The 24027-nt window shown below is 70.3% G+C and carries 22 protein-coding genes and 2 tRNA genes; 8 read left to right on the top strand and 16 right to left on the bottom strand.

The features are described 5' to 3' along the window. Window positions 1-41: 41 nt before the first annotated feature. The 6 genes from JIW86_RS26345 to JIW86_RS26320 all read right to left on the bottom strand — a co-directional run bounded on the left by JIW86_RS26345 (window position 42) and on the right by JIW86_RS26320 (window position 5210). The gene (locus JIW86_RS26345) at window positions 42-317 is read right to left on the bottom strand and encodes a hypothetical protein (RefSeq protein WP_257556329.1); all 276 of its coding nucleotides are present in this window, start codon (window positions 315-317) and stop codon (window positions 42-44) included. Window positions 318-484: 167 nt separating this feature from the next. After that, window positions 485-1771 carry an ATP-dependent Clp protease ATP-binding subunit ClpX gene (clpX, locus tag JIW86_RS26340; protein WP_215140032.1) on the bottom strand — a complete coding sequence of 429 codons (1287 nt, stop codon included), beginning with the start codon at window positions 1769-1771 and terminating at the stop codon, window positions 485-487. Window positions 1772-1924: 153 nt separating this feature from the next. Beyond that, a complete protein-coding gene (locus JIW86_RS26335; protein ID WP_285443927.1) occupies window positions 1925-2596 on the bottom strand; it encodes an ATP-dependent Clp protease proteolytic subunit in 672 nt (223 codons plus the stop codon). Window positions 2597-2663: 67 nt separating this feature from the next. Then, window positions 2664-3281: an ATP-dependent Clp protease proteolytic subunit gene (locus JIW86_RS26330; protein WP_215140031.1), complete on the bottom strand. Its 618-nt coding sequence runs from the start codon at window positions 3279-3281 to the stop codon at window positions 2664-2666. 276 nt (window positions 3282-3557) lie between these two features. Next, window positions 3558-4946, bottom strand: a complete 1389-nt coding sequence (gene tig, locus JIW86_RS26325) for a trigger factor (RefSeq protein WP_257556328.1) — start codon at window positions 4944-4946, stop codon at window positions 3558-3560. Window positions 4947-5133: 187 nt separating this feature from the next. Beyond that, a tRNA-Pro gene (locus JIW86_RS26320) sits at window positions 5134-5210 on the bottom strand. A 178-nt stretch (window positions 5211-5388) separates the two neighbouring features. Here JIW86_RS26320 and JIW86_RS26315 point away from each other — a divergent pair. Together JIW86_RS26315 and JIW86_RS26310 are read left to right on the top strand one after the other, a co-directional pair. Then, window positions 5389-5459, top strand: a tRNA-Gly gene (locus tag JIW86_RS26315). Window positions 5460-5587: 128 nt separating this feature from the next. Next, window positions 5588-6070 (top strand): DUF4231 domain-containing protein, encoded by a 483-nt coding sequence (locus JIW86_RS26310; protein ID WP_257556327.1) that lies wholly within the window; start codon window positions 5588-5590, stop codon window positions 6068-6070. On the opposite strand, the gene JIW86_RS26305 is transcribed toward JIW86_RS26310, so the two are convergent. The 5 genes from JIW86_RS26305 to JIW86_RS26285 all read right to left on the bottom strand — a co-directional run bounded on the left by JIW86_RS26305 (window position 6060) and on the right by JIW86_RS26285 (window position 10398). Next, window positions 6060-6254 carry a hypothetical protein gene (locus JIW86_RS26305; protein WP_215140028.1) on the bottom strand — a complete coding sequence of 65 codons (195 nt, stop codon included), beginning with the start codon at window positions 6252-6254 and terminating at the stop codon, window positions 6060-6062. The two genes, JIW86_RS26310 and JIW86_RS26305, sit on opposite strands and share 11 nt — an antisense overlap. 151 nt (window positions 6255-6405) lie before the next feature. Further along, window positions 6406-6855, bottom strand: coding sequence for an HD domain-containing protein (locus JIW86_RS26300; protein WP_257556326.1), 450 nt, complete (start codon window positions 6853-6855; stop codon window positions 6406-6408). After that, window positions 6852-8243: a pyridoxal phosphate-dependent decarboxylase family protein gene (locus JIW86_RS26295; RefSeq protein WP_257556324.1), complete on the bottom strand. Its 1392-nt coding sequence runs from the start codon at window positions 8241-8243 to the stop codon at window positions 6852-6854. The genes JIW86_RS26300 and JIW86_RS26295 overlap by 4 nt, the downstream gene beginning before the upstream one ends. An 86-nt stretch (window positions 8244-8329) precedes the next feature. Then, window positions 8330-9142, bottom strand: coding sequence for an ABC transporter ATP-binding protein (locus JIW86_RS26290; protein ID WP_257556323.1), 813 nt, complete (start codon window positions 9140-9142; stop codon window positions 8330-8332). A 113-nt stretch (window positions 9143-9255) separates the two neighbouring features. Further along, window positions 9256-10398, bottom strand: a complete 1143-nt coding sequence (locus JIW86_RS26285) for a PP2C family protein-serine/threonine phosphatase (protein WP_257556322.1) — start codon at window positions 10396-10398, stop codon at window positions 9256-9258. A 117-nt stretch (window positions 10399-10515) separates the two neighbouring features. Between JIW86_RS26285 and JIW86_RS26280 the strand changes: the two genes are divergently transcribed. Further along, on the top strand, window positions 10516-11751 hold the full coding sequence (locus JIW86_RS26280; protein WP_257556321.1) for a GNAT family N-acetyltransferase: 1236 nt from the start codon (window positions 10516-10518) through the stop codon (window positions 11749-11751). Between the two features lie 10 nt (window positions 11752-11761). Here the strand turns inward: JIW86_RS26280 and JIW86_RS26275 are convergent, their stop codons facing one another. Together JIW86_RS26275 and JIW86_RS26270 are read right to left on the bottom strand one after the other, a co-directional pair. After that, entirely contained in the window at window positions 11762-12568 is an 807-nt protein-coding gene (locus tag JIW86_RS26275; RefSeq protein WP_215140023.1) for an Fpg/Nei family DNA glycosylase, read from the bottom strand. Window positions 12569-12635: 67 nt separating this feature from the next. Next, a complete protein-coding gene (locus tag JIW86_RS26270; protein WP_030010996.1) occupies window positions 12636-13121 on the bottom strand; it encodes a ribose-5-phosphate isomerase in 486 nt (161 codons plus the stop codon). Between the two features lie 220 nt (window positions 13122-13341). On the opposite strand from JIW86_RS26270, the gene JIW86_RS26265 reads away from it, so the two are divergent. Further along, complete coding sequence (locus tag JIW86_RS26265) at window positions 13342-14775, top strand: amino acid permease (protein WP_215140021.1); 1434 nt, start codon at window positions 13342-13344, stop codon at window positions 14773-14775. A 135-nt stretch (window positions 14776-14910) separates the two neighbouring features. Here JIW86_RS26265 and JIW86_RS26260 read toward each other — a convergent pair whose 3' ends face one another. Further along, window positions 14911-15495 (bottom strand): biotin transporter BioY, encoded by a 585-nt coding sequence (locus tag JIW86_RS26260; protein ID WP_257556319.1) that lies wholly within the window; start codon window positions 15493-15495, stop codon window positions 14911-14913. 286 nt (window positions 15496-15781) lie between these two features. Between JIW86_RS26260 and JIW86_RS26255 the strand changes: the two genes are divergently transcribed. Then, entirely contained in the window at window positions 15782-17179 is a 1398-nt protein-coding gene (locus JIW86_RS26255; protein WP_257556318.1) for an amino acid permease, read from the top strand. 51 nt (window positions 17180-17230) lie between these two features. On the opposite strand, the gene JIW86_RS26250 is transcribed toward JIW86_RS26255, so the two are convergent. Then, window positions 17231-18025, bottom strand: coding sequence for an SDR family NAD(P)-dependent oxidoreductase (locus tag JIW86_RS26250; protein WP_257556317.1), 795 nt, complete (start codon window positions 18023-18025; stop codon window positions 17231-17233). A gap of 166 nt (window positions 18026-18191) precedes the next feature. Between JIW86_RS26250 and JIW86_RS26245 the strand changes: the two genes are divergently transcribed. Both JIW86_RS26245 and JIW86_RS26240 read left to right on the top strand, forming a co-directional pair. Then, a complete protein-coding gene (locus JIW86_RS26245; protein ID WP_257556315.1) occupies window positions 18192-19616 on the top strand; it encodes an amino acid permease in 1425 nt (474 codons plus the stop codon). A gap of 171 nt (window positions 19617-19787) precedes the next feature. Further along, the gene (locus JIW86_RS26240; RefSeq protein ID WP_257556314.1) at window positions 19788-20447 is read left to right on the top strand and encodes a superoxide dismutase; all 660 of its coding nucleotides are present in this window, start codon (window positions 19788-19790) and stop codon (window positions 20445-20447) included. A 148-nt stretch (window positions 20448-20595) separates the two neighbouring features. On the opposite strand, the gene JIW86_RS26235 is transcribed toward JIW86_RS26240, so the two are convergent. Continuing rightward, a complete protein-coding gene (locus JIW86_RS26235; RefSeq protein ID WP_215140015.1) occupies window positions 20596-21243 on the bottom strand; it encodes a DsbA family protein in 648 nt (215 codons plus the stop codon). 125 nt (window positions 21244-21368) lie between these two features. On the opposite strand from JIW86_RS26235, the gene pepN reads away from it, so the two are divergent. After that, a complete protein-coding gene (gene pepN / locus JIW86_RS26230) occupies window positions 21369-23927 on the top strand; it encodes an aminopeptidase N (RefSeq protein WP_257556313.1) in 2559 nt (852 codons plus the stop codon). Window positions 23928-24027: the final 100 nt, after the last annotated feature.

Here is a 24027-nt window from a genome sequence, read left to right as displayed (position 1 = left end):
ACGGGCACTCGTTTCCGTGCAGGCCGGCCGCAGCCAGACAACTACCACTTGGCGGCGTTGCAGGCCTCGACGGCGTGTTCCTGCCTCACCCCGATGCCCGTCAGCCCCATGAGGCACTGGCCCCAGCCTGCCGGGTTCCAGCGGTCGGCACCCGTCCCGCAGGCCGACTCCACCTTCGGACCGACGTTGTAGCCCCTGTCGAACAGGTAGAGCTGGCAATCACCCTGATCGGCCGACGCGGGCGCAGCCACCACAATCGGCAGCGCAGTAGCGGCGACTGCCACCGCCAGGACTCCCACTGCACGCTTCATCTTCATGTCTCGTTCCCTTCGCTGAAAGACGACGTCGAGACAAAGTTGATCAAGGAAGCGGCCAACCACACCCGGCCATGCGAACTTTTGTCCGATTATCGATCAAGGTAGTCCGGAACGCGAGGAGGGGCGCCCCAGATATCTGGGGCGCCCCTCCTTGTACGTACTTCGGGCTACGCCGACTTCTCCTGCGGGCCCTGGTCCTTCGGGACGATGCGGGGGACCAGCGTCGGGTTGACGTTGGAGCGGACCACGTCCGAGGTGATGACCACGCGGGCCACGTCCTTGCGGGACGGGACCTCGTACATCACCGACATCAGGACCTCCTCCATGATGGCGCGCAGGCCGCGCGCGCCCGTCTGGCGGAGGATCGCCTGGTCGGCGATGGCTTCGAGGGCTTCCCGCTCGAAGTCCAGTTCCACACCGTCGAGTTCAAACAGTCGCTGGTACTGCTTCACCAGGGCGTTACGCGGCTCGATGAGGATCTGGAGCAGGGCCTCGCGGTCCAGGTTGTGCACGGAGGTCAGCACGGGGAGGCGGCCGATGAACTCGGGGATCATCCCGAACTTCACCAGGTCCTCCGGCATGACCTCCTGGAACTGGTTGCTGGCCTCGATCTCGCGCTTCGAGCGGATCGTCGCCCCGAAGCCGATGCCCTTGGAACCCGCACGCGACTCGATGATCTTCTCCAGGCCGGCGAAGGCGCCGCCCACGATGAAGAGCACGTTCGTCGTGTCGATCTGGATGAACTCCTGGTGCGGGTGCTTGCGGCCACCCTGCGGCGGGACGGAGGCCGTCGTGCCTTCCAGGATCTTCAGGAGGGCCTGCTGAACGCCCTCGCCGCTCACGTCGCGCGTGATCGACGGGTTCTCGCTCTTGCGGGCGACCTTGTCGATCTCGTCGATGTAGATGATCCCGGTCTCGGCCTTCTTGACGTCGTAGTCCGCCGCCTGGATCAGCTTCAGCAGGATGTTCTCGACGTCCTCGCCGACGTACCCGGCCTCCGTCAGCGCCGTCGCGTCGGCGATGGCGAACGGAACGTTGAGCATGCGGGCGAGCGTCTGCGCGAGCAGCGTCTTGCCGGAGCCGGTGGGGCCGAGCAGCAGGATGTTGGACTTCGCGAGTTCGATCGCGTCGTCCCGGCCCTGCGCGCCGCCGTTCTCGCCGGCCTGGACCCGCTTGTAGTGGTTGTAGACCGCGACGGAGAGCGCCTTCTTCGCCGGCTCCTGGCCGACGACGTAGCTCTCCAGGAACTCGTAGATCTCACGGGGCTTGGGGAGTTCCTCCCACCGGACCTCGGAGGTCTCCGCGAGTTCCTCTTCGATGATCTCGTTGCAGAGGTCGATGCACTCGTCGCAGATGTACACACCGGGCCCTGCGATGAGCTTCTTCACCTGCTTCTGGCTCTTTCCGCAGAACGAGCACTTGAGCAGGTCGCCGCCGTCACCGATGCGTGCCACGAGGTGCTTCCCCTTCGCCTGGGAGACGCCTGGTTCAGCGCTCCTGGTGCCTCATATCCGACGGTACCTTGCCGGGGGCCCCGTGCGGGGCCCCCTTGACGTGGTTCACACCGCCGAATCCGGCAGCGTGCCCACGCCAACTGGAGGCAAGGATCAGGCCGAGCTCTTGCGGGTGGAGACGACCTGGTCGATCAGGCCGTACGCCAGCGCGTCCTCGGCAGTGAGGATCTTGTCGCGCTCGATGTCGTCGCGGATCTTCTCGATCGGCGTCGTCGAGTGCTTGGCCAGCATGGTCTCCAGCTGGTCGCGCATGCGCAGGATCTCATTGGCCGCGATCTCCAGGTCGGAGAGCTGCTCACGGCCGGTGCCGCCGGACGGCTGGTGGATCAGCACGCGGGCGTTCGGCAGGGCCATGCGCTTGCCCGGGGCACCGGCGGCGAGCAGGACCGCGGCGGCGGAGGCCGCCTGGCCCATGCAGACCGTGGAGATGTCCGGCTTCACGAACTGCATCGTGTCGTAGATGGCCGTCAGCGCGGTGAAGGAGCCGCCGGGGCTGTTGATGTAGATCGAGATGTCCCGGTCCGGGTCCATCGACTCCAGGCACAGCAGCTGCGCCATGACGTCGTTCGCCGAGGCGTCGTCGATCTGCACGCCGAGGAAGATGATGCGCTCCTCGAAGAGCTTCGCGTACGGGTCGTACTCGCGCACGCCCTGCGAGGTGCGCTCGACGAAGCGCGGGATGACGTAGCGGTTGTCCACCTGAGCGCCGGTGTAGAGGCCGCTCGCGGGAGAGAGGTTGTTCATGTGCATCTGGGTGTTCACCATCCTGGTGGCGTTCTGCGGGCTGAGGCTTGCCTGTACGGGCGGGCGTACGAGAGGTCGCGCGCCGGGATCAGGCCCCGGTGCCGCCGCCGCCCGGCACGTTGGACGCGGCCGAGATGATCTCGTCGATGAGGCCGTACTCCTTGGCCTCCTCGGCGGTGAACCAGCGGTCGCGGTCGCCGTCGCGGATGATCGCCTCGACGGTCTGGCCCGAGTGGAACGCGGTGATCTCGGCCATGCGCTGCTTGGTGCGCAGCAGGTACTGGGCCTGGATCTTGATGTCCGACGCGGTGCCACCGATGCCCGCGGAGCCCTGGTGCATCAGGATGTCGGTGTTCGGCAGGGCGAAGCGCTTGCCCTTGGCGCCACCGGTGAGCAGGAACTGGCCCATGGAGGCCGCCATGCCCATGCCGATGGTGACGACGTCGTTCGGGATGTACTGCATGGTGTCGTAGACCGCCATGCCCGCCGTCACGGAGCCACCGGGGCTGTTGATGTACAGGTAGATGTCCTTCTCCGGCTCGGCGGCCAGGAGGAGGAGCTGTGCGGTGATCTTGTTGGCGATGTCGTCGTCGACCTGCTGGCCGAGGAAGATGATGCGCTCGCCGAGCAGCCGGTTGTAGACATGGTCGCCGAGGCCGCCACCGATGGACGGCTCACCCGCGGCGTAAGGCTTCAGATTCGTCACGTATCCACCTGCTCGTCTCCGACGGCCATGTGCCGTCTCAGCGTCTCGTTCTGGGGCGCGGTCCGGCCGGTGCGGACAAGTCCGCCGGCATCCGGGTACTCACGTGCCCTCGTATTCATGGACCCTAACGCGCAGGTAGGACAACGCCATCCCGCTTCCCGAACTGTTCGCTCGGAGCGCAAGGTACGGGAGCCTTTCGGCGGCAGTGCCGAAGGGCCCGGACGCGACGGCGTCCGGGCCCTTCGGGGTACTGCTCAGTGGGCTTCGCCCTGGGTGTTACTTGGCCTCTTCGGCCTTGTCCTCGGCGTCACCCTCGACGGCGGCCTCGACCGTCTCGACGGCCTGCTCCTCGTCCTCGTCGGAGAGGTCGACGACCTCACCGTTGGTGTCGACGACCTTGGCGGCCTCGACGACGACCGCGAGGGCCTTGCCGCGGGCGACCTCGCCGACCAGCATCGGGACCTGGCCACCCTCGACCACGGCCTGGGCGAACTGGTCGGGGGACATGCCGGAGGAAGCAGCGCGGCGCATGAGGTGCTCGGTGAGCTCCTCCTGGTCGACGCCCAGCTTCTCCTTGTTGACCAGCGCGTCGAGGACGAACTGCGTCTTGATGCCCTTGATCGCCTGCTCGGAGGTCTCGGCGTCGAACTCCTCGACCGTCTTGCCCTGGAACTCCAGGTACTTCTCGATGGTCAGACCCATCTGGCCGAGCTGGTGGTGCTCCAGGTTGTGCTTGCGGGTCTGGACCTCGTCCGCGAGGAGCTTCTCGGGGATCGGGACCTCGACGAGCTCCAGCAGCTTCTCCAGGACGCGCTCCTGGGCCTGCGTGGCCTGGTCGTACTGCTTCATGTTCTCGAGGCGCTTGCGGCTGTCGGCCTTGAGGTCCTCGAGGGTGTCGAACTCGCTCGCCATCTGCGCGAACTCGTCGTCCAGCTCCGGCAGCTCGCGGGCGGAGACCTTGGTGACCTTGACGGTGACCTCGGCGTCCTTGCCCTCGGCGGAGCCGCCCTTCAGCTGGGAGGTGAAGGTGGCCTCGCCACCGGCCTCCAGGCCCTTGACGGCCTCGTCGATGCCCTCGAGGAGCTCGCCCGAGCCGATGGTGTAGGACACGTCGGAAGCGACGCCGTCCTCCAGCACCTCTCCGTCGACCTTGGCCTCGAGGTCGAGGGTGACGACGTCACCGTCCTGGGCGGCGCGCTCGACGTCCTTGGTGGACGCGAAGCGGCCGCGCAGCTGCTCGACGGACTTCTCGATGTCCTCGTCGGAGACCTCGATGGCGTCGACCTCGACCTCGATGCCGGAGTAGTCCGGAATCTCGATCTCGGGGCGAACGTCGACCTCGGCGGTGAAGGCCAGCAGCTCGCCGTCCTTCAGCTCCGTGATGTCGACCTCGGGCTGGCCCAGCGGGTTCAGGTCGGCCTCGTTGACCGCCTCGGTGTAGAACTTCGGGAGGGCGTCGTTGACGGCCTCCTCCAGCACCGCACCGCGGCCGAAGCGCTGGTCGATGACGCGGGCCGGGATCTTGCCCTTGCGGAAGCCCTTCACCGTGACCTGCTGGTTGATCTTCTTGTACGCCGCGTCGAGGCTGTCCTTGAGCTCCTCGAAGGGCACCTCAACAGTGAGCCGAACCCGAGTCGGGTTCAGGGTCTCCACGGCGCTCTTCACGGTTCGGTCTCCTTGTGGCTGACTGCTGGGGGTTCTGCCGTCACGCTGTGATTCAGCGGTTCAGCGGACTTCGGCCCGGTACATCAGACACACGGGCACGCAGCTTGCATAGTAACCGCAAGCGGCAATCAGCCCACAACGCGATCTTGTGGAGGACCCTCGATGGGATCGGAGGGGACACTGCTGGTGGTCGGGGTGGCCGGATTCGAACCGACGACCTTCCGCTCCCAAAGCGGACGCGCTACCAAGCTGCGCCACACCCCGTCGGTGCGACACGTAGGGTACATGCCCGGAGACCCTCCGATGTGCGGGGTTTCCCGAGTTTCCCGGCCGGCTTCTCGGCAGGTCCTCGCGGCGGGCTCGAATGCGGTGTGCGCTCCCCCCGCGCGACCCGCTAGGATGCTGTCCGTGCCGCGGTCCCCGGACCTGCGGCGCGCGCGTTGCGGGCGTAGCTCAATGGTAGAGCACTAGTCTTCCAAACTAGCTACGCGGGTTCGATTCCCGTCGCCCGCTCTGAGTACTCGAGGGCCAGGTCGGAGGATATTTCCTCCGACCTGGCCCTCAGTCGTTCCCGGTTCGGCCAACAGGCCCCGGCAGACGGTGGGTTGACTCCGCACGAGTTCGCCGGTCTACTCCCACGCATGCCGGAGGCGAGCAAGGCCGAGCGCTACGTGGACACCAGGCTTTCCCAGTACCAGAAGTGGTACGACCGGAAGGCCGTCAAGATGAAGGCCATGCATCTCAGGATGCGGACCGTGTCGGTGGTCGGGGGTGCGATGGTGCCCGTACTGGTCAACATCGACCTGCCGTTCGCCCGGCTCACCGCGACGGCGCTCAGCCTGGTCGTCGTCGGCTCCGTCTCGCTGGAGAGCGTGTACCGCTACCGCGAGCAGTGGAAGAACTACCGGTCGACCGAGCAGCTGCTCGGCCACGAGAAGGTCTACTTCCAGTCGGGCGTGGGCCCCTATCTCGGCCTGTCGGAGAGCGAGTCCTTCACGACCCTGGTGGCACGGGTGGAGAAGGCCATAGCGAGCGAGAACTCGGCCACCTTGAACGTCATGACCCTGGGGGGTCAGGTGAGCGCCGACCTGCAGCCCGCGGACGTCACGCCGCCTAGAGCTTGATGTTCGCGATCATCGTCGCGAGGGAGTTGAGGAAACGGTTCACGTCGTCCGAGATCGAGCTGGACGCCAGGAAGAAGCCGAAGAGGGCCGCGACGATGGCGGGGCCCGTCTTGATGTGGTTGCCGCGGATCAGCACCACCAGGATGACCGCCAACAGAACCACCACTGACAGCGAAATGGCCACTACTGATCACACCTTCGGTCGTCCCCTGGTCGGCCCGGGGCGTACGGCCACGCACACCCACATGGACCATCCTCCCACCAACGGGCCCCGGCTATCCGCCCCGTGACGAATCGCCATCGTTCCGTTTCTTCCGGCCACCCTGGCGACGGGGTCAGGTGAGGCCGAGGAGCGAGCGGACATACGCGTACTTCGCGGACAGCCGCTCACGCGTGGGGCCGTCCAGCACGGAGAGCCGTACGGGATCTGCGTTGTGCGCGAGGTCGGCCTCCTTGACCAGCAGGGCGCCCGGGGTGGCGAGGATCCGGGCCGCGTACTGCTCGACCGGTTCGCCGGGGCGCTTGGTGACGGCGAGGACCATGTCCTTCACGGGCTGCGGCAGGGCGGCGGAATCCAGCCAGGTGAGGCTGAGCGCCTCGTCCTCGATCGCGTCGTGGAGCCAGGCCGCCGCCTGCTGTTCGGGGCTGCCGCCGCGCAGGCGGACGCCCTCGGCCACGGCCGCGAGGTGCTCTGCGTACGGCCGGCCGGCCTTGTCGGTCTGGCCCTCGTGCGCGGCGCGGGCGAGCGCCTCGACCTCGATGAGGGTCAGGGGGCTGCTCGTCATGCGATCTCCCTTGCCGCTGTCCGGAGGGCCTCCGCGGCCCGGTGTACATCCGCCTGCGTGGTACGCCAGTTGGAGAACGCGGCGCGCAGGGCGGGGGTTCCCTCGTAGACGGTCGGGGTGACGAAGACCTCGGCGGCGGCCGCCTCGCGCAGAGCGGTCAGCCGGGCCGGGGTGGGGTCGGCGGCGAGGGTGAAGCAGACGACGTTGAGCCGGACCGGGGCGAGCAGGGTGAAGGCGGGGTCCCGGGAGAGCCGCTCGCCCAGCGCGCGGGCGCAGGCGATGTCGCGTTCGACGATCTCCCGGTGGCCCTGGCGGCCGTACGCGCGGAGCGTGAACCAGGCGGCGAGGGCGCGCAGCCGGCGGGAGTTCTCCGGGGTGAGGTGGACCAGGTCGGGGTCGTCGCCGAGGGGGCCGAGGTAGGCCGCGGAGTTTTGGAAGACGCGGGCCTGGAGGTCGCGCCGGCGGGTGAACTGGACGGCGCTGTCGTAGGGGACGTTGAGCCACTTGTGCAGGTCGACGCAGAGGGAGTCGGAGGCGTCGAGGCCGGCGGCGAGGTGGGCGTGGTCCGGGGAGAGGGCGGCGAAGGCGCCGAAGGCGGCGTCGGTGTGCAGCCAGAAGTCGTGGCGCCGCTTGAGGGCGGCGACGGCCCGGAGGTCGTCGAAGTCGACCGTGTTGACGGTGCCTGCGTTGGCGACGACGACGGCCGGGCCGGGGGTGTCGGCCAGTGCCCGGTCCAGGGCGGCCGGGTCCACGGCCTCGCGGCCGGGCAGGGTCGGGACCTTGACGAGGGAGCTTCGGCCCAGGCCGAGGACGGAGAGGGCCTTGGCGATGGAGGAGTGCGGGGCGCCGGAGAGCACGCGGACGGCGCCGAGGGCCGCGACGCCGTCCTCGGCCGGGGAGACGCCGAGGCGTTCGCCGAGCCATTCGCGGGCGATGGCGAGGCCGGTGGTGTTGGACATGGTGGCGCCGCTGACGAAGGTGCCGGAGTGGTCGGGCGAGAGGTCGAAGAGGGCGCGGAGCCAGCCGACGGTCTCGCGTTCGAGGTCCTGGCCGGCGCCGTCGAGGGCGGAGTTGGAGTTCTGGTCGTGGGCGGCGGTGAGCCAGTCCCCGGCGAGGGCGGCGGGGGTGGCGCCGCCGGTGACGAAGCCGAGGTAGCGGGGGCCGGCGGAGGCGGACAGCCGCGGCTCCCAGCGGTCCCGGAAGGCGGCGAGGGCGGCTTCGGCGCCCGCGCCGAGCTCCGGGAGGGCCTCGGGAGCCTCGTCCGGCTTCCCGGCGGGCGGTACGACGGGACGCGCGTCCAGGGCTGCGAGGGCGTCGGCGGCGGCGCGGCGGGTGGCGTCGAGGAGGTCGGGGAGCCGGGCGAGGTCGGCGGCGAGCGTACGGTCCATGGGGGCACGTTAGGCCTCGCCGGGGCCGCCGGGGCGGGCCAATCCGCGCCGAGTGGCCCACCTCCGCCCGCCCCGCCCGGGCTTCCTCAGGCCGCGTACGCCTGGGCCGGGCGGGCCGTGAGGGCGGTCATGCGGGCGGCGACGGCCGCGGCGGAGCTGCGCGGCAGCCGGTCGGCGATGAGGCCGTCGGCGAGGAAGAGCACCTGGTCGGCGTGGGCGGCGGCGGCCGGGTCGTGGGTGACCATGACGACGGTGGCGCGCAGGGAGTCGACGGCGGACCGCAGCAGCCCGAGGACCTCGGCGGCGGTGGTGGTGTCGAGGGCGCCGGTGGGTTCGTCGGCGAAGACCACGTCGGGCGAGGTGACCAGCGCCCGGGCGATCGCCACCCGTTGTTGCTGCCCACCGGAGAGTTCGGCGGGCCGGCGGCCGCCCTTGCCCTCGAGGCCGACGCGGGCGAGCAGGTCGGCGGCCCGGGCGCGGCCCTGGTGCGCGGACCGGCCGCCGGCCAGCCGCATCGGGAGCAGCACGTTCTGCTCGACGGTCAGCGACGGCAGCAGGTTGAAGGCCTGGAAGACGAAGCCGAGCCGGCTGCGGCGGAGTTCGGTGAGCTCGTTCTCGTTCATGCCGGTGATCTCGGTGCCCCCGAGGCGGACGGAGCCCTCGGTGGGCAGGTCGAGTCCGGCGGCGCACTGGAGGAAGGTGGACTTGCCGGAGCCGGAGGGGCCCATCACGGCGGTGAAGCTGCCGCGCGGCAGGCTGAGGTCGATCCCGCGCAGGGCGTGCACGGCCTCGGCTCCGCGTCCGTACCGCCGCCGTACGCCGCGCAGCTCGACGGCGGCCGCGCCGTCGTACGTGTGTGCCGCGTCGTCGCTGGGCCGCTTGTTTCGCCGGATTCCCATGGTGGGCCGCCTCTCGATGCCGTCCTGGTCGTGGCTCCGACGCTACGGATCACGGCGGGGCGGCGGCCATGGCGGAGCCCGGCGGGCCGGGGGTGGGGCAAACCCCACCCCCGTCAGGGAGAGCGGCGGATCAGGAGCAGGGCGCGGTCGTCGTTGACGTCCTTGGCGACCTTTTCGATGAGGTGCCAGGCGGCGCCCTCCCAGCCGGCGGCGACGTAGCGGTCGGCCTCGCCCGTGAGCCGGTCGATGCCCTCGCTGATCTCGCGGTCGGCCGTCTCGACCAGGCCGTCGGTGAAGAGCATCAGGACGTCGCCGCGGCGGAGGTTCCCGCGGGCGGGGGTGAATTCGGCGGCGTCGTAGACGCCGAGCAGCGGGCCCTCGCCGGTCTTCTCCTGCCAGCGGCCGGTGCCCGCGGAGAGCTGGAGGGCGGGGAGGTGGCCGGCGGAGAGGAGTTCGTAGTCGCCGGTCTGCAGGTCCAGGACGAGGTGGATGGAGGTGGCGAAGCCCTCGTCCCAGTCCTGGCGGAGCAGGTAGCCGTTGGCGGCGGGCAGGAAGCCGTGCGGCGGCAGCGCCCCGAGCAGGCCGCCGAAGGCGCCGGACAGCAGCAGGGCCCGGGAGCCCGCTTCCATGCCCTTGCCGGAGACGTCGGTCAGGACGATCTCCAGGGTGCGGCCGCCGTTGGTGCGGGCCGCGACGACGAAGTCTCCGGAGAAGGACTGGCCGCCGGCCGGGCGCAGGGCCATCTCGCGGTGCCAGCCGCGCGGCAGGGCGGGCAGCTTGCTCTGGATCCGGATCCGTTCGCGCAGGTCGAAGAGCATGGTGCCGCCGCGCCGCCAGGGCACGCCGACGCGGCTTCGGAACTGGGCGATGACCAGCCCGAAGAGGCCGCAGGCCGCGACGACCAGGACGGTGCCGGGGGTGACGCGTGCCGGTCCCTGGGTGTAGGGGCCGAGGACGAGGGCCTCGACGATCAGTGCGGCCGCGGAGGCGGCGTACAGCGCGAGGAGGCTGGCGGGGCGCAGCAGCAGGCCGCCGGCCACGATCGGCAGGACGAGCGCCGCGGGCGAGAACCAGACCGGCAGCATCATGGTGCCGCAGGCGATGGCGGGGATGGTGATCAGCAGCCCGGCGAAGGCGAGCCAGTCGGAGGCGTCTCCGCGGAAGTAGTCGACGGCGGATTTGCGCAGGGAGGTGCGTGCCCGGTGCGACAGCATGCGCATCCGGGCCATGACGGTGTCCACGCGTGCTCCGGCCATTGCATCGGGACCCTATCCATCCCGGCTGTGGATGCGCAGGGGTACCCCTCGTCCTGGGGTCCCGCGGCGCCCGAAAACTCTTCGACTGGGACCGAATGCCCTGATAGGGATGGCCATATGTCTCTTGAGATGCGCGTTTTGAAGTGGGATGAGTGGGATGCCTGGTTCGATCATCTGGAACTGGCGTTCGGCGGAGTGCCCGAGCTCGCGCAGGGCCGGGAGCTCTACCGGTCCTTGACCGAGCCGGAACGCTCGCTCGCCGTCTGGGACGGCGAGGACTGCGTCGGCTCGGCCTCGGCGTTCAGCTTCCGCGTTTCGGTGCCGGGCGGGGGGCTGGTGCCCGCGGCCGGGGTCACGATGGTGGGCGTCTCCCCCACGCACCGGCGGCAGGGCGTGCTCAGCTCGATGATGCGGCGCCAGTTGGACGACGTACGGGCGGCCGGTGAGCCGCTCGCCGTGCTGACGGCCTCGGATCCGGCGATCTACGGGCGTTTCGGCTACGGCACGGCGACGTACGCCCTGTCTCTGGAGATCGACACGACCCGGGTACGGCTCTCCGTGCCGCCGGGGACGGACGGGGTGCGGCTGCGGCTCGTCGACCCGGAGAAGGCGCTGGCCGACTGCGAGCGGGTGTACGCCGAACTGGTCACCCGGCGGCCCGGCATGCCGGCCCGGCAGCCCGGCTGGGAGCGGCAGGCGCTGGTGGATCCGCCGGAGGGCCGCGAGGGCGCTTCCCCGCTGAAGTGCGTGGTCGCCGAGGGCCCGGACGGCGAGGTGGTCGGGTACGCCCGCTACCGGGTCAAGCCCGAGTGGGGCCCGTCCGGCTCGGACGGCAAGGTCGAGGTGGTGGACCTCGACGCGCTCGACCCGGCGGCGACGGCGGCGCTGTGGCGCTATCTGTTCGGGATCGACCTGACCTGGACGGTACGGGCGCACAAGCGGCCGGTGGACGATCCGGTGCTGCACCTGGTGAGCGATGTCCGGCGGTCACGGGCGATCTCGCGCGACGCGCTCCACCTACGGCTGGTGGACGTGGCGGCGGCGCTCGGGGCGCGGACGTACGGGGCCGCGGTGGACGTGGTGCTGGAGGTCGAGGACGCGTTCTGCCCGTGGAACGAGGGGCGGTGGCGGCTGGTGGCCGACGGGGCGGGCTCCGCGGTCTGCACGCGGACCGGGGAGCCGGCGGACCTGGCGCTGTCGGTCCGGGAGCTGGGCTCGGCCTACCTGGGCGGGATCACGCTGGCCTCGCTCGCCGCGGCAGGGCGGGTGCGCGAACTGCGTCCGGGCGCCCTGGCCCGGACCTCGCGCGCCTTCGCCGGGGACGTGGCGCCCTGGCTGCCGCACGGTTTCTAGCCGACCCCGTCTAGCGCTGCTGGCAGGCAGGGCACCAGAAGAGGTTGCGGGCGGCGAGGTCGGCGGTGCGGATCTCGCCCCCGCAGATGTGGCAGGGCAGGTTCGCCCTGCGGTAGACGTACACCTCGCCGCCGTGGTCGTCCACCCTCGGCGGCCTGCCCATCGCCTCGGGCAGGTGCTCGTCGCGGACGGTGTCGATCCGGTTGTTCCGTACGCCCTCGCGCATCAGCGCGGCCAGGTCGGCCCACATGGCGTCCCACTCGGCGCGGGTGAGGTCCTTGCCCGGCCGGTACGGGTCGATGCCGTGGCGGAAGAGGACCTCGGCGCGGTAGACGTTGCCGATGCCCGCGACGATCTTCTGGTCCATGAGCAGGGCGGCGACGGTGGTGCGGGAGCGGGAGATCCGCTTCCAGGCCCGTTCGGGATCGTCGTCCGGCCGCAGCGGGTCCGGCCCGAGCCGGTCGTGTATCGCCTTCTTCTCGCCCTCGCCGATCAGCGCGCACGCGGTGGGCCCGCGCAGGTCGGCGTAGTGCTCCTCGTTCAGCAGCCGCAGCCGGACCGTGTCGGTCGCGGGCGGCGCCGGGGCGGGGCCGAAGCCGAGCTTGCCGAAGAGGCCGAGGTGGATGTGGATCCAGGCGTCGCCCAGCTCGAGGAAGAGGTGCTTGCCGTGCGCCTCGGCGCCCTCCAGCTCGCGCCCGTCGAGCAGTTCCGCGCTCTGGGCGAAGCGGCCCTGCGGGCTGCTGACCCGGACCGGGCGGGCGGCGAACCGCTCGGTGTGGTCCTGGGCGAGGCGGTGGATCGTATGCCCCTCGGGCACGGCAAAGCTCCTCGGGAAAGAGAAACCGGCCGCACCGCCCCGGAAGGCGGCACGGCCGGAAGCGGAATCAGCCCTGCGGGTGGTGGGCCGGGATCGGGGGGAGCTCGCCGGTGGTCTCGTACGCGGAGAGCATGTCGATGCGGCGGGTGTGGCGCTCCTCGTCGGAGTACGGGGTCGCCAGGAAGGCCTCGATGAAGCTGACGGCCTCGTCCTGGGTGTGCATCCGGCCGCCGACGGAGATCACGTTGGCGTTGTTGTGCTCACGGCCGAGCTGGGCGGTCTGGACGCTCCAGGCCAGGATGGCGCGGACGCCCTTGACCTTGTTCGCGGCGATCTGCTCGCCGTTGCCGGAGCCGCCGATCACGATGCCGAGGCTGCCGGCGTCCGCGGCGGTCTTCTCCGCGGCGCGGAGGCAGAACGGCGGGTAGTCGTCCACCGCGTCGTAGATGTGGGGCCCACAGTCGACGGGCTCGTGGCCGTTGTTCTTGAGCCAGTCCACCAAGTGGTTCTTGAGCTCAAAGCCGGCATGGTCGGATCCGAGGTACACGCGCATGGGTCGAGTGTGGCACGAGGGGGCCCGGCAGCCCGCAACGGGGTGTCGCGTAAGTCACTTCTAAAGCTCAAGTAAACCCAAAGAACGCAGATGGGACACGGCGGGGCTTTGGTCCGGGACGTTCGTCCCTACGCAACGATCCGGACTGAGGTCTTCCGTCCTGCGTTCATCTCAGGTTTGAATGCCGGGGCTCGCAACCCGAGAACCTAAGGATCCGTCCATGAGCTCCACGACGACCCTCCAAAAAGAAGGCAACCCCACCGGTAACTCCGGTGAGGGCCAGCCCTCCGATGGTCTGAAGGCCGGTCTCAAGAACCGCCACCTGTCCATGATCGCCATTGGCGGCGTCATCGGCGCCGGCCTCTTCGTCGGCTCCGGTGGCGGTATCGCCAAGGCCGGTCCCGCCATCCTGATCTCCTACGCGCTGGTCGGCGCGATGGTGGTCTTCGTGATGCGGATGCTGGGCGAGATGGCCGCTGCCAGCCCGAACTCGGGCTCCTTCTCCGCCTACGCCGACCGCGCGCTCGGCCGCTGGGCCGGCTTCTCCATCGGCTGGCTGTACTGGTTCTTCTGGGTCGTCGTTCTCGCCGTGGAGGCCACCGCCGGTGCCGCCATCCTGGAGAGCTGGATCCCGGCCGTCCCGCAGTGGGCCTGGGCACTGATCGTGATGGCGGTGCTGACCGCCACCAACCTCGGCTCCGTCGCCTCGTACGGCGAGTTCGAGTTCTGGTTCGCGGGCATCAAGGTCGTCGCCATCGGCGCGTTCGTGATCGTCGGCATGCTGGCCGTCTTCGGCCTGCTGCCGGGCTCGGACAACCCGGGTGCGGGCTTCGCGCACCTGACCGACGCGGGCGGATTCTTCCCCAACGGCTACGGCGCCGTCCTGACCGGCGTGCTGATGGTCGTCTTCTCCTTCATGGGCAGCGAGATCGTCACGCTGGCCGCGGGCGAGTCGGAGAACCCCCGCAAGGCGGTCACCCGCGCCACCAACTCCGTCATCTGGCGGATCGGCGTCTTCTACCTCGGCTCGATCTTCATCGTGCTGACCCTGCTCCCGTGGAACGACAAGTCGATCACCGAGAAGGGCTCGTACGTCGCCGCCCTGGACTCGATCGGCATCGCGCACGCCGGCACGATCATGGAGGTCATCGTCCTGACCGCCGTGCTGTCCTGCCTGAACTCGGGCCTCTACACCGCCTCCCGCATGGCCTTCTCGCTCGGTGAGCGCGGCGACGCGCCGAAGGCGTTCGCCAAGGTCAACTCCAGGGGCGTGCCGGTGGCCGCGATCCTCGGCTCCACGGTCTTCGGCTTCGTCGCCGTGTACTTCAACTACGCGTTCAAGGACACGGTCTTCAACTTCCTGCTGAACTCCTCGGGTGCCATCGCGCTCTTCGTGTGGCTGGTGATCTGCTTCACCCAGCTGAGGATGCGCGGGATCCTGGTCCGCGAGGCCCCGGAGAAGCTGACCGTGAAGATGTGGCTCTTCCCGTGGCTGACCTGGGCCACCGCCGCACTGATCACGTTCGTGATCGGCTACATGTTCGTGGACGACGCCAACCGCGAGGTGGTCACCCTGTCCACCCTGGTCGCCGGCCTGGTCGTGCTCGTCGGCGTGGTGCTGGACTTCCGCCGCAAGCGGGCGCTGCAGGGCTGACCCCTGATCGCGTACGTACGACAGAGCCCGGCCCGCCGTCACGGCGGGCCGGGCTCCGGCATGTTCGGGAACCGCTCGGCCGGGAACTGCTCGGCCGGGTTCTGCTCAGCCGGGTTCTGCCCAGCCGGGTTCTGCTCAGCCCCTGCGGCCGACCAGCTTCCAGGCGGCCGGCAGGGCGCCCATCGCCAGGGCGGCCTTGAGCGCGTCGCCGATCAGGAACGGGGTCAGGCCCGCCGCGACGGCGGCGCTCAGGGACATCCCGGTGGCGGCCATCAGGTACGGCACGCCCACCGCGTAGATCACCGCGGAGCCGAGCACCATCGTGCCCGCCGTGCGCAGGACCGAGCGGTCGGCGCCGCGCCGCGCGAGGGCGCCGACGACGGTGGCGGCGAGCAGCATGCCGAGCACGTAGCCGAAGGAGGCGCCGCTCGCACCGGAGGTGCCGTTCGCGAACCAGGGCATCCCGGCCGCGCCGAGCAGGGCGTACAGCCCCAGCGCGAGGAAACCGCGGCGGGCGCCGAACGCGGTGCCGACGAGCAGCGCCGCGAAGGTCTGGCCGGTGACCGGGACCGGGGAGCCGGGCACGGGCACGGCGATCTGCGCGGCCAGTCCGGTGAGTGCGGCTCCGCCGACGACGAGCGCGATGTCGCGGACGCGGCTCGCGGGCAGCAGATCGGCGAGGACGGCGCCGGGCCGGAAGGAGACGGAAGCGGTGCTCATCGGGGGCTCCGGAAGGGTGGTGGTGACAGGACGATCACCGACGTTAGTCCGAGGCCCGCCGCGCCCCCACCGCCGCCCGGTACAAAGGCATACTCCTCGGTTTGGTGGAGACCACACAAAGACCCTCACTCACACCCGTGTTCGCGTGATCCGCGTCACGGGGAAGATCCCACAACACGTCCGTTTTGCACGCAAGGCCGCCGCTCAGCGAGACTGTAGGGTCCCGCCAATCCTGAGGCGAAGCCCCCACCGCCGCTGGGCCGAACGAGAGTACGAGCACCCCCTCATGCGCGACCGCTTGCCCGAAGCACCTCCGATGACGGGCGACCTGCCCGCGGAACCCCTCAGTCACAGCCTCAAGCAGCGCCACCTGACCATGCTGGGCCTCGGCGGCGTGATCGGCGCCGGGCTCTTCGTCGGCTCCGGCGCCGGCATCGGCATCGCCGGACCGGCGATCATCTGCTCCTACCTGCTCGCGGGCGTGCTCGCGATGCTGGTGATGCGGGCGCTCGGCGAGATGTCCGCGGCGATGCCCGCCTCCGGCTCCTTCTCGGTCTACGCGGAGAAGGCCCTGGGCCGCTGGGCCGGTTTCTCGGCGGGCTGGCTCTACTGGTTCCTGCTGGTCGTGGTGCTCGCCGTCGAGGCCACCGGCGCCGCGAAGATCGCCAACGGCTGGGTCCCCTCGATCGACCAGTGGGTCTGGGTGCTGCTCTTCATGGTGGTCTTCACCGTGAGCAACCTGGCCGCCGTACGGAACTTCGGCGAGTTCGAGTTCTGGTTCGCCGCCCTCAAGGTCGGCGCGATCGTGCTGTTCCTGATCCTCGGCACCCTCGCGATCTTCGGCGTGCTCCCCGATACCGACCCCGTGGGCATGGCCAACCTGACCGGCCACGGCGGCTTCTTCCCCGAGGGCTTCGGCGGAGTGGTCGCCGGCATGCTGGCCGTCATCTTCGCGTTCGGCGGCCTGGAGGTCGTCACCATCGCGGCCGCCGAGTCGGACGACCCCGCTCGGTCGGTGTCCCGGGCGGTGCGCAGCGCGGTGTGGCGCATCCTCTTCTTCTACGTCGGCTCGATGGTGGTCATCGTGACCCTGCTGCCGTGGGACTCGCTGAAGCCGGGCGAGAGCCCCTACGTCGCGGTCCTCGACTCGATCGGCATCCCGGCGGCCGGCGAGATCATGAACATCGTGGTGTTCGTGGCCCTTCTGTCGGCGCTGAACGCGAACCTGTACGGGTCCTCGCGCATGGTGTTCTCGCTGGCCGAGCGGGGCGAGGCGCCGAAGGCGCTGCTGAAGGTCTCGGGCGGCGGGGTGCCGCGCCGCGCGGTCTTCGCCTCGGTGGCCTTCGGTTTCGTGTCGGTGGTGCTGAACCTGCTGTGGCCGGACACGATCTTCCTCTACATGCTCAACGCGGTCGGCGCGGTGCTGCTGTTCGTGTGGGCGCTGATCGCGGTCTCGGAGCTGAAGCTGCGCCGCGTGATCGAGCGGGACATGCCGGAGCGGCTGACCCTGCCCATGTGGCTGTTCCCGTACGCGACGTGGGCGGCGCTGCTGGGCATGGCGGCGGTGCTGCTCCTGATGCTGTTCGACGACGCGACCCGCCCGCAGCTGCTGTGGTCCACGGGTGCGGCGGCCCTCGTCCTCGTGGTGGCCTTCGTACGGGAGCGGCGCACCCCGAAGTCCTGACCGGCCACCGGCCCGAGGCCCCCGCGCCGGGTGCGCGGGGGCCTCGGCGCGTCAGGTGCGCAGGTACGAGGCTCCGTTGACGTCGAGCACGGTGCCCGAGCTCCAGCGAGCGGCGGGCGAGGCCAGGTGCAGCACGGCGGCGGCGACCTCCTGCGGGGCGCCGACCCGGCCGAAGGGGCTCTGCGCCCGGATCCGCTCGCCCTCCTCCCCTTCGAGCCGCCCGGCGACCCGCTCGGTGGCCACGAATCCGGGCGCCACGGAGGCCACGGCGATGCCGTGCGGAGCCAGGGAGACGGCGAGGGACTGGCCGAGTGCGTGCAGGGCCGCCTTGGTGGCGCCGTAGGCGGGGTGGTCGGGCTCGCCGCGGAACGCCCCGCGCGAGCCGATGTTGACGACGCGGCCCTCCCGCCGGCCGGCGATCATGTGGCGGGCGACGCAGTGGGTGAGGTTGGCCGGGGCGAAGAGGTTCACCGCGGCCGTCTGGCGCCAGGCCTCCTGCCAGTCGGCGTACGAGGTCGTGGGCAGCGGGTGCGCGAGCATCACGGCGGCGTTGTTCACGAGGACGCCGATGCCGCCGAGCGCCTCCTCGGCCTCGGCCGCGAGGGCTTCCACGCGGTCCGGGTCGCGGAGGTCGCCGCTGACGAGGACGTGGCCCTCTCCCGGCAGTTCCGCGAGGGTGCGCTCGGCGTCCGCCTGCCGGGCCGTGCAGTGCACGGCGACCCGGTCGCCCTGCCCTGCGAAGGCGGTGGCGATGGCCCGTCCGATCCCGCGGGAGGCCCCGGTGACGAGCACCCCCCGGCCCGTCGCCGGCAATTCCCGTATGACGTGGTCCGTTCGGTCGTTCATCGGTCCCCCTGTCGTCGCGTCAGCGCGTCCTGTCGGCAGCGTACGGGGATGATCACGGCCGGTCATCCGGCTGTCCGAATATCGGACGTCGACCATCCGAAGATCGGACAGAGGTGAGACTGGGGCACCTCATCACGTCCCCCGCACACCGGACAGGCACACCCCAATGAGCCAGAGCACCATCACACCCCCCGGGCAGCAGGCGCCGCCGCTGACCGACGCCGGATCCCCCCTCGGCAACGGACTCAAGCAGCGCCACCTCTCGATGATCGCCCTCGGCGGTGTCATCGGCGCCGGGCTCTTCGTGGGCTCCGGCGCGGGCATCGCCGCCGCCGGCCCCTCGATCGTGCTCGCGTACGCCGCGTCCGGGATCCTGGTGATGTTCGTGATGCGGATGCTCGGCGAGATGTCCGCCGCGGATCCCGCCTCCGGCTCCTTCTCCGTCCACGCCGAGCGAGCCATCGGCCCGTGGGCCGGATTCACCGCCGGCTGGATGTTCTGGACGCTGCTGTGCGTGGGCGTGGCCATCGAGGCCATCGGCGCGGCGCACATCATGACCGGCTGGTTCCCGGGCACCCCATCCTGGATGTGGGTGCTGGTCTTCATGGCGGTCTTCTGCGGGTCCAACCTGGCCGCCGTCTCGAACTTCGGCGAGTTCGAGTTCTGGTTCGCCACCCTCAAGATCGGCGCCATCGGGCTCTTCCTGGGCCTGGGCGTGCTGGCCGTCCTGGGCGTGCTGCCCGGCGCCGGCTCCCCCGGCACCGCCAACCTGCTGGACGACGGCGGCTTCCTGCCCAACGGGGTGGAGGGCCTGCTGGTCGGACTGCTGGCCTCGGTCGTCGCGTACGGCGGGCTGGAGACGGTGACCATCGCGGCCGCCGAGTCCGAGAACCCGGTCAAGGGCGTGGCCAAGGCGGTAAAGACGACCATGTGGCGGATCGCGGTCGTCTACGTCGGCTCCATGCTGGTGATCGTCACCCTGCTGCCGTGGAACGACCCGGCGGTCACGGCGGACGGCCCCTACGCCGCGACCCTGGACCACCTGGGCATCCCGGCCGCCGGCGAGATCATGAACGTGGTCATCCTGATCGCCCTGCTGTCGGCGATGAACGCCAACATCTACGGCTCCTCGCGCATGGCCTACTCCCTCGTCTCCCGCGGCCAGGGCCCGAAGGCGCTGGGCAAGGTCACCGGCCGCGTGCCGCGCCGCGCGGTGCTCGCCTCCTCCGGCTTCGGTTTCGTCACCGTGCTGCTGTCGTACTGGTACCCGGACACCCTGTTCGCCTGGCTGCTGAACATGGTCGGCGGGGTGATCCTGATCGTCTGGGGCTTCATCGCCGTCTCGCAGTTCGTGCTGCGCCGCCGGCTGGAGCGGGAGGCTCCCGAGAAGCTGGTCGTGCGGATGTGGGGGTTCCCGTATCTGACCTGGGTGGCGCTGGCGGGCGTGGCCGGGGTGCTGGTGCTGATGGCCCTGGGCGAGGACACCCGGATCCAGGTGATCTTCACCGGCGGCCTGACGCTCGCCCTCGCGGCGACCGGCTGGGTGCTTCAGAAGCGTGCACTCCAGCGCCGGGCCGCCGCGCGCGTCTGACGCCCCGACGGCAACCGAGGGCGGGCCCCGTGCACAGGCACGGGGCCCGCCTTCTTCGTGCGCCCCGCACTCAGGTAACCCTTATATGTGGGCAGGAATAGATACTGCTAGCGTGCAGTTGCGCATTGATTGCAATAAGCAGTTGGCACGCCGAGGGGACCGGATACACGCATGGCCATCTACACGCTTCCTGAGCTTCCTTACGACTACGCGGCGCTGGAGCCGGTGATCAACCCGCAGATCATCGAGCTGCACCACGACAAGCACCACGCGGCCTACGTCGCGGGCGCCAACACCACGCTGGAACAGCTGGAGGAGGCGCGCGACAAGGAGAACTGGGGCGCACTGAACGGCCTGGAGAAGAACCTCGCGTTCCACCTCTCCGGCCACATCCTGCACAGCATCTACTGGCACAACATGGCCAGCCCGAAGACCGGTGAGGGCGGCGGCGTCCCGGACGAGAAGGACGGCCTGGGCGAGCTCCCGGCCGCGATCACCGAGTCCTTCGGCTCCTTCGCCGCCTTCAGGAAGCAGCTGACCTTCGCGTCCTCCGCGACCCAGGGCTCCGGCTGGGGCGTGCTCGCGTACGAGCCCGTCAGCGGCCGCCTGATCGTCGAGCAGATCTACGACCACCAGGGCAACGTGGGCCAGGCCTCCGTGCCGATCCTGGTCTTCGACGCCTGGGAGCACGCCTTCTACCTGCAGTACAAGAACCAGAAGGTGGACTTCATCGAGGCGATGTGGAACGTCGTCAACTGGCAGGACGTCGCGAAGCGCTACTCCGACGCCAAGGCGAACACCCCGCTGCTGATCCCCGCGAACAGGGGCTGATCAGCCCCACCAGCCCTCCCCCGGCTACCGCTGGGAGGTGCCCCCAGCCTCGTGATCGTCTTCTCAGCCTTCACCGGGCGGGGGTGGACAGGAGAAGACCCCCGTGAGGACATGACTCACGGGGGTCTTCTGTGTGCACCGGCAGGGACTACTCGAAGGACGGGCCCTTGGTGCGGGTGCGCTTGATCTCGTAGAAGCCGGGGGTGGAGGCGACGAGCAGGGTGCCGTCCCACAGGCGGGCCGCGGCCTCGCCGCGCGGGGCCGGGGTGACGACCGGGCCGAAGAACGCCACGTCCTCGCCGTCGGCGCCGGGCACCGAGATCACCGGGGTGCCGACCTCCTGGCCGACCCGGTCGATGCCGTCGTTGTGGGAGGCGCGCAGCACCTCGTCGTACTCGTCGGAGTCGGCGTACGCGAGCAGCTCGGCCGGCAGCTCGAGCGCGGCGAGCGCCTCGGCGATCACTTCGCGGGTCGCGCCCTTGTCCTCGTTGTGGATGCGGGTGCCGAGCTCGGTGTAGAGCTTGCCGGTGATCTCGTCACCGAACTTCTGCTGGGCCGCGACGACTACGCGCACCGGCGCCCAGCCCTTGGGGCCGAGCAGCTCGCGATAGCGCTCGGGCAGCTCGTCGAGCTTGTTCTCGTTCAGCACGGCCAGGCTCATCACGTGCCAGCGGACCTCGACGTCGCGGACCTTCTCGACCTCCAGCATCCAGCGGGACGTCATCCAGGCCCAGGGGCAGAGCGGGTCGAACCAGAAGTCGACCGGAGTCTTCTCGCGCACCTGGGTGTCGGTCATGTCTCTCCTCGCATTGCTCACGGCGTCGTTCGTGGTGTCCCCCTCCCCAACCAGCACGCGTTCGCACGCATTCCCTCCATGGGAGGATTCGATCGAAGAACGCGACCACGCACGAAGGAGTGCATGTGCCCGGAGAGAATCTGTCCCGCGACGAGGCCCGCGAGAGGGCCGAACTGCTGTCCGTCGACGGGTACGAGGTGGTCCTCGACGTCAGGTCCGCGGTGGACGAGGCCGAACCGGCCGAGGGCCCCCGGACCTTCCGCTCGGTGACGACGATCCGCTTCCGGGCCGCAGCCTCCGCCACCGACACCTTCGCGGACCTGATCGCCCCCTCCGTGAACTCCGTGACCCTCAACGGGCGCGCGCTGGACGTGGCCGCCGTCTTCGACGGGGCACGGATCGCCCTGGCCGGCCTGGCCGCCGAGAACGTCCTGGTGGTGGACGCGAACTGCGCCTACAGCCGCACCGGCGAGGGCCTGCACCGCTTCGTGGACCCGGAGGACGGCGAGGTCTACCTCTACACCCAGTACGAGCCGGCGGACGCCCGGCGGGTGTACGCGAACTTCGAGCAGCCGGACCTGAAGGCGCCCTACCGCTTCGAGGTGTCCGCGCCCGAGGGCTGGCAGGTGTGGAGCAACGGCGCGGAGGAGTCGCGGGAGGGCGGCGTCTGGCGGTTCGCCGAGACCGCGCCGATCTCGACGTACATCACCTGTGTGGTGGCGGGCCCCTACCACTACGTGACGGACTCCTACACGCGCGGGGACCTGACGATCCCGCTCGGCGCGATGTGCCGCAAGGGGCTCGCGAAGCACTTCGACGCGGACGACGTCTTCCTGGTCACCAAGCAGGGCTTCGACCTCTTCCACGAGATCTTCGACTACCCGTACCCCTTCGGGAAGTACGACCAGGCCTTCGTGCCGGAGTACAACCTGGGCGCCATGGAGAACCCGGGGATGGTGACCTTCCGGGAGGAGTACATCTTCCGCGGCAAGGTCACGCAGGCCTCGTACGAGCGGCGCGCGAACGTGATCCTCCACGAGATGGCGCACATGTGGTTCGGCGACCTGGTCACCATGAAGTGGTGGGACGACCTGTGGCTGAAGGAGTCCTTCGCGGACTTCATGGGCTCCTTCGGGCTGGTCGAGGCCACCCGCTTCGACCAGGCGTGGGTCACCTTCGCCAACAGCCGCAAGGCGTGGGCCTACCGCGCCGACCAGCTGCCGTCCACGCACCCGATCACGGCCGACATCCGTGACCTGGAGGACGCGAAGCTGAACTTCGACGGGATCACCTACGCCAAGGGCGCGGCGGTGCTCAAGCAGCTGGTCGCCTACGTGGGGCGGGACGCGTTCCTGGAGGGCGCGCGGCGCTACTTCAAGGCGAACGCGTACGGGAACACCACGCTGGACGACCTGCTGTCGGTGCTGGCGGAGGTCTCCGGGCGGGACATGGCCGAGTGGTCGCGGGCCTGGCTGCAGACGGCGGGGGTGAACGTGCTGACGCCGGTGGTGACCTACGACGCGGGCGGGCGGGTGACCGAGCTGGCGGTGCTGCAGGAGGGCGAGGAGCTGCGGCCGCACCGGGTCGCGGTCGGCCTGTACCGGCTGGAGTCCGACGGCACCCTGGTCCGCTACGCGCGGGCCGGGACGGACGTGTCGGGCGCGCGGACCGTGGTCACGGAGCTGGCGGGCCGGGAGCGGCCGGACCTGGTCCTGGTCAACGACGAGGACCTCACCTACTGCAAGATCCGCTTCGACGAGGGCTCGCTGGCCACGCTGCGGGCGCACCTGGGCGACCTGACGGACCCGCTCGCGCGGGCGCTGAGCTGGTCGGCGCTGTGGAACCTGACGCGGGACGGGCTGATGCCCGCGCGTGACTTCATCTCGCTGGTACTGGCGCACGCGGGGCGGGAGACGGACGTCGGCGTGCTGCAGATGCTGCACGCGCAGGCGCTGACCGCGATCACCCACTACGCGGCGCCGGACTGGCGCGAGCAGGGCGGCCGGGACCTGGCGGCGGGTGCGCTGCACGAACTGCGGCTGGCGGAGCCGGGGTCCGAGCACCAGCTGACCTGGGCCCGCTTCTTCGCGGCGAGCGCGGCGACGGAAGGCGACTTCCAGCTGCTGCTGGGACTGCTGGAGGGGTCCGCCCGGGTCGACGGACTGGACGTGGACCAGGAGCTGCGCTGGGACTTCCTGCTGCCGCTGGCCGCGCACGGGGCCGTGGACGAGGGCGTGCTCAGCGCCGAACTGGCGCGGGACGACACGGCGTCAGGCAAGCGGCACCAGGTGCGGTGCCTGGCGGCGCGGCCGTCGGCGGCGGTGAAGGACCAGGCGTGGGCGGCGGTGGTCGAGTCGGACGCCCTGTCGAACGCGTTGGTGGAGGCGACGATCGCCGGTATGCAGCAGCCTTCGCAGCGGGGCCTGCTGGCGGCCTGCTCGGAGCGCTACTTCGAGGTGATCGAGCGGGTGTGGGCGGACCGGTCGATCCAGATCGGCATGGATGTGGTGAAGGGGCTGTACCCGTCGCTCCAGGACTCGGAGTCCACCGTCTCGGCGACGGACGCCTGGCTCTCCGCCCATGTGGATGCGGCTCCGGCACTGCGCCGCCTGGTGCTCGAGTCCCGCGACGACCTGGCCCGGGCCCTGCGCGCGCAGCGCTGCGACGCGGCGGCGGGCAACTAGCCCGCGGCGCCGCTGCTGGGGCTCCGCCCCAGGACCCCGCGCCTCAAACGCCGGCGGGGCTGGAATTGCCCTCCGGGCAATCCAGCCCCGCCGAGCCTGT

The sequence above is a fragment of the Streptomyces sp. NBC_00162 genome (assembly GCF_024611995.1).
Lineage (GTDB): Bacteria > Actinomycetota > Actinomycetes > Streptomycetales > Streptomycetaceae > Streptomyces.
The sequence above is the reverse complement of the archived record's forward strand: the minus strand, read 5'-3'. Positions and strand labels throughout refer to the sequence as shown.

Coding starts and splice junctions, on each gene's coding strand:
- JIW86_RS26345 (WP_257556329.1), bottom strand. CDS start 317: ATGAAGATGAAGCGTGCAGTGGGAGTCCTGGCGGTGGCAGTCGCCGCT.
- JIW86_RS26335 (WP_285443927.1), bottom strand. CDS start 2,596: ATGGTGAACACCCAGATGCACATGAACAACCTCTCTCCCGCGAGCGGC.
- JIW86_RS26310 (WP_257556327.1), top strand. CDS start 5,588: ATGCCGGAGGCGAGCAAGGCCGAGCGCTACGTGGACACCAGGCTTTCC.
- JIW86_RS26300 (WP_257556326.1), bottom strand. CDS start 6,855: ATGACGAGCAGCCCCCTGACCCTCATCGAGGTCGAGGCGCTCGCCCGC.
- JIW86_RS26295 (WP_257556324.1), bottom strand. CDS start 8,243: ATGGACCGTACGCTCGCCGCCGACCTCGCCCGGCTCCCCGACCTCCTC.
- JIW86_RS26290 (WP_257556323.1), bottom strand. CDS start 9,142: ATGGGAATCCGGCGAAACAAGCGGCCCAGCGACGACGCGGCACACACG.
- JIW86_RS26285 (WP_257556322.1), bottom strand. CDS start 10,398: ATGGCCGGAGCACGCGTGGACACCGTCATGGCCCGGATGCGCATGCTG.
- JIW86_RS26280 (WP_257556321.1), top strand. CDS start 10,516: ATGTCTCTTGAGATGCGCGTTTTGAAGTGGGATGAGTGGGATGCCTGG.
- JIW86_RS26270 (WP_030010996.1), bottom strand. CDS start 13,121: ATGCGCGTGTACCTCGGATCCGACCATGCCGGCTTTGAGCTCAAGAAC.
- JIW86_RS26265 (WP_215140021.1), top strand. CDS start 13,342: ATGAGCTCCACGACGACCCTCCAAAAAGAAGGCAACCCCACCGGTAAC.
- JIW86_RS26260 (WP_257556319.1), bottom strand. CDS start 15,495: ATGAGCACCGCTTCCGTCTCCTTCCGGCCCGGCGCCGTCCTCGCCGAT.
- JIW86_RS26255 (WP_257556318.1), top strand. CDS start 15,782: ATGCGCGACCGCTTGCCCGAAGCACCTCCGATGACGGGCGACCTGCCC.
- JIW86_RS26250 (WP_257556317.1), bottom strand. CDS start 18,025: ATGAACGACCGAACGGACCACGTCATACGGGAATTGCCGGCGACGGGC.
- JIW86_RS26245 (WP_257556315.1), top strand. CDS start 18,192: ATGAGCCAGAGCACCATCACACCCCCCGGGCAGCAGGCGCCGCCGCTG.
- JIW86_RS26240 (WP_257556314.1), top strand. CDS start 19,788: ATGGCCATCTACACGCTTCCTGAGCTTCCTTACGACTACGCGGCGCTG.
- JIW86_RS26235 (WP_215140015.1), bottom strand. CDS start 21,243: ATGACCGACACCCAGGTGCGCGAGAAGACTCCGGTCGACTTCTGGTTC.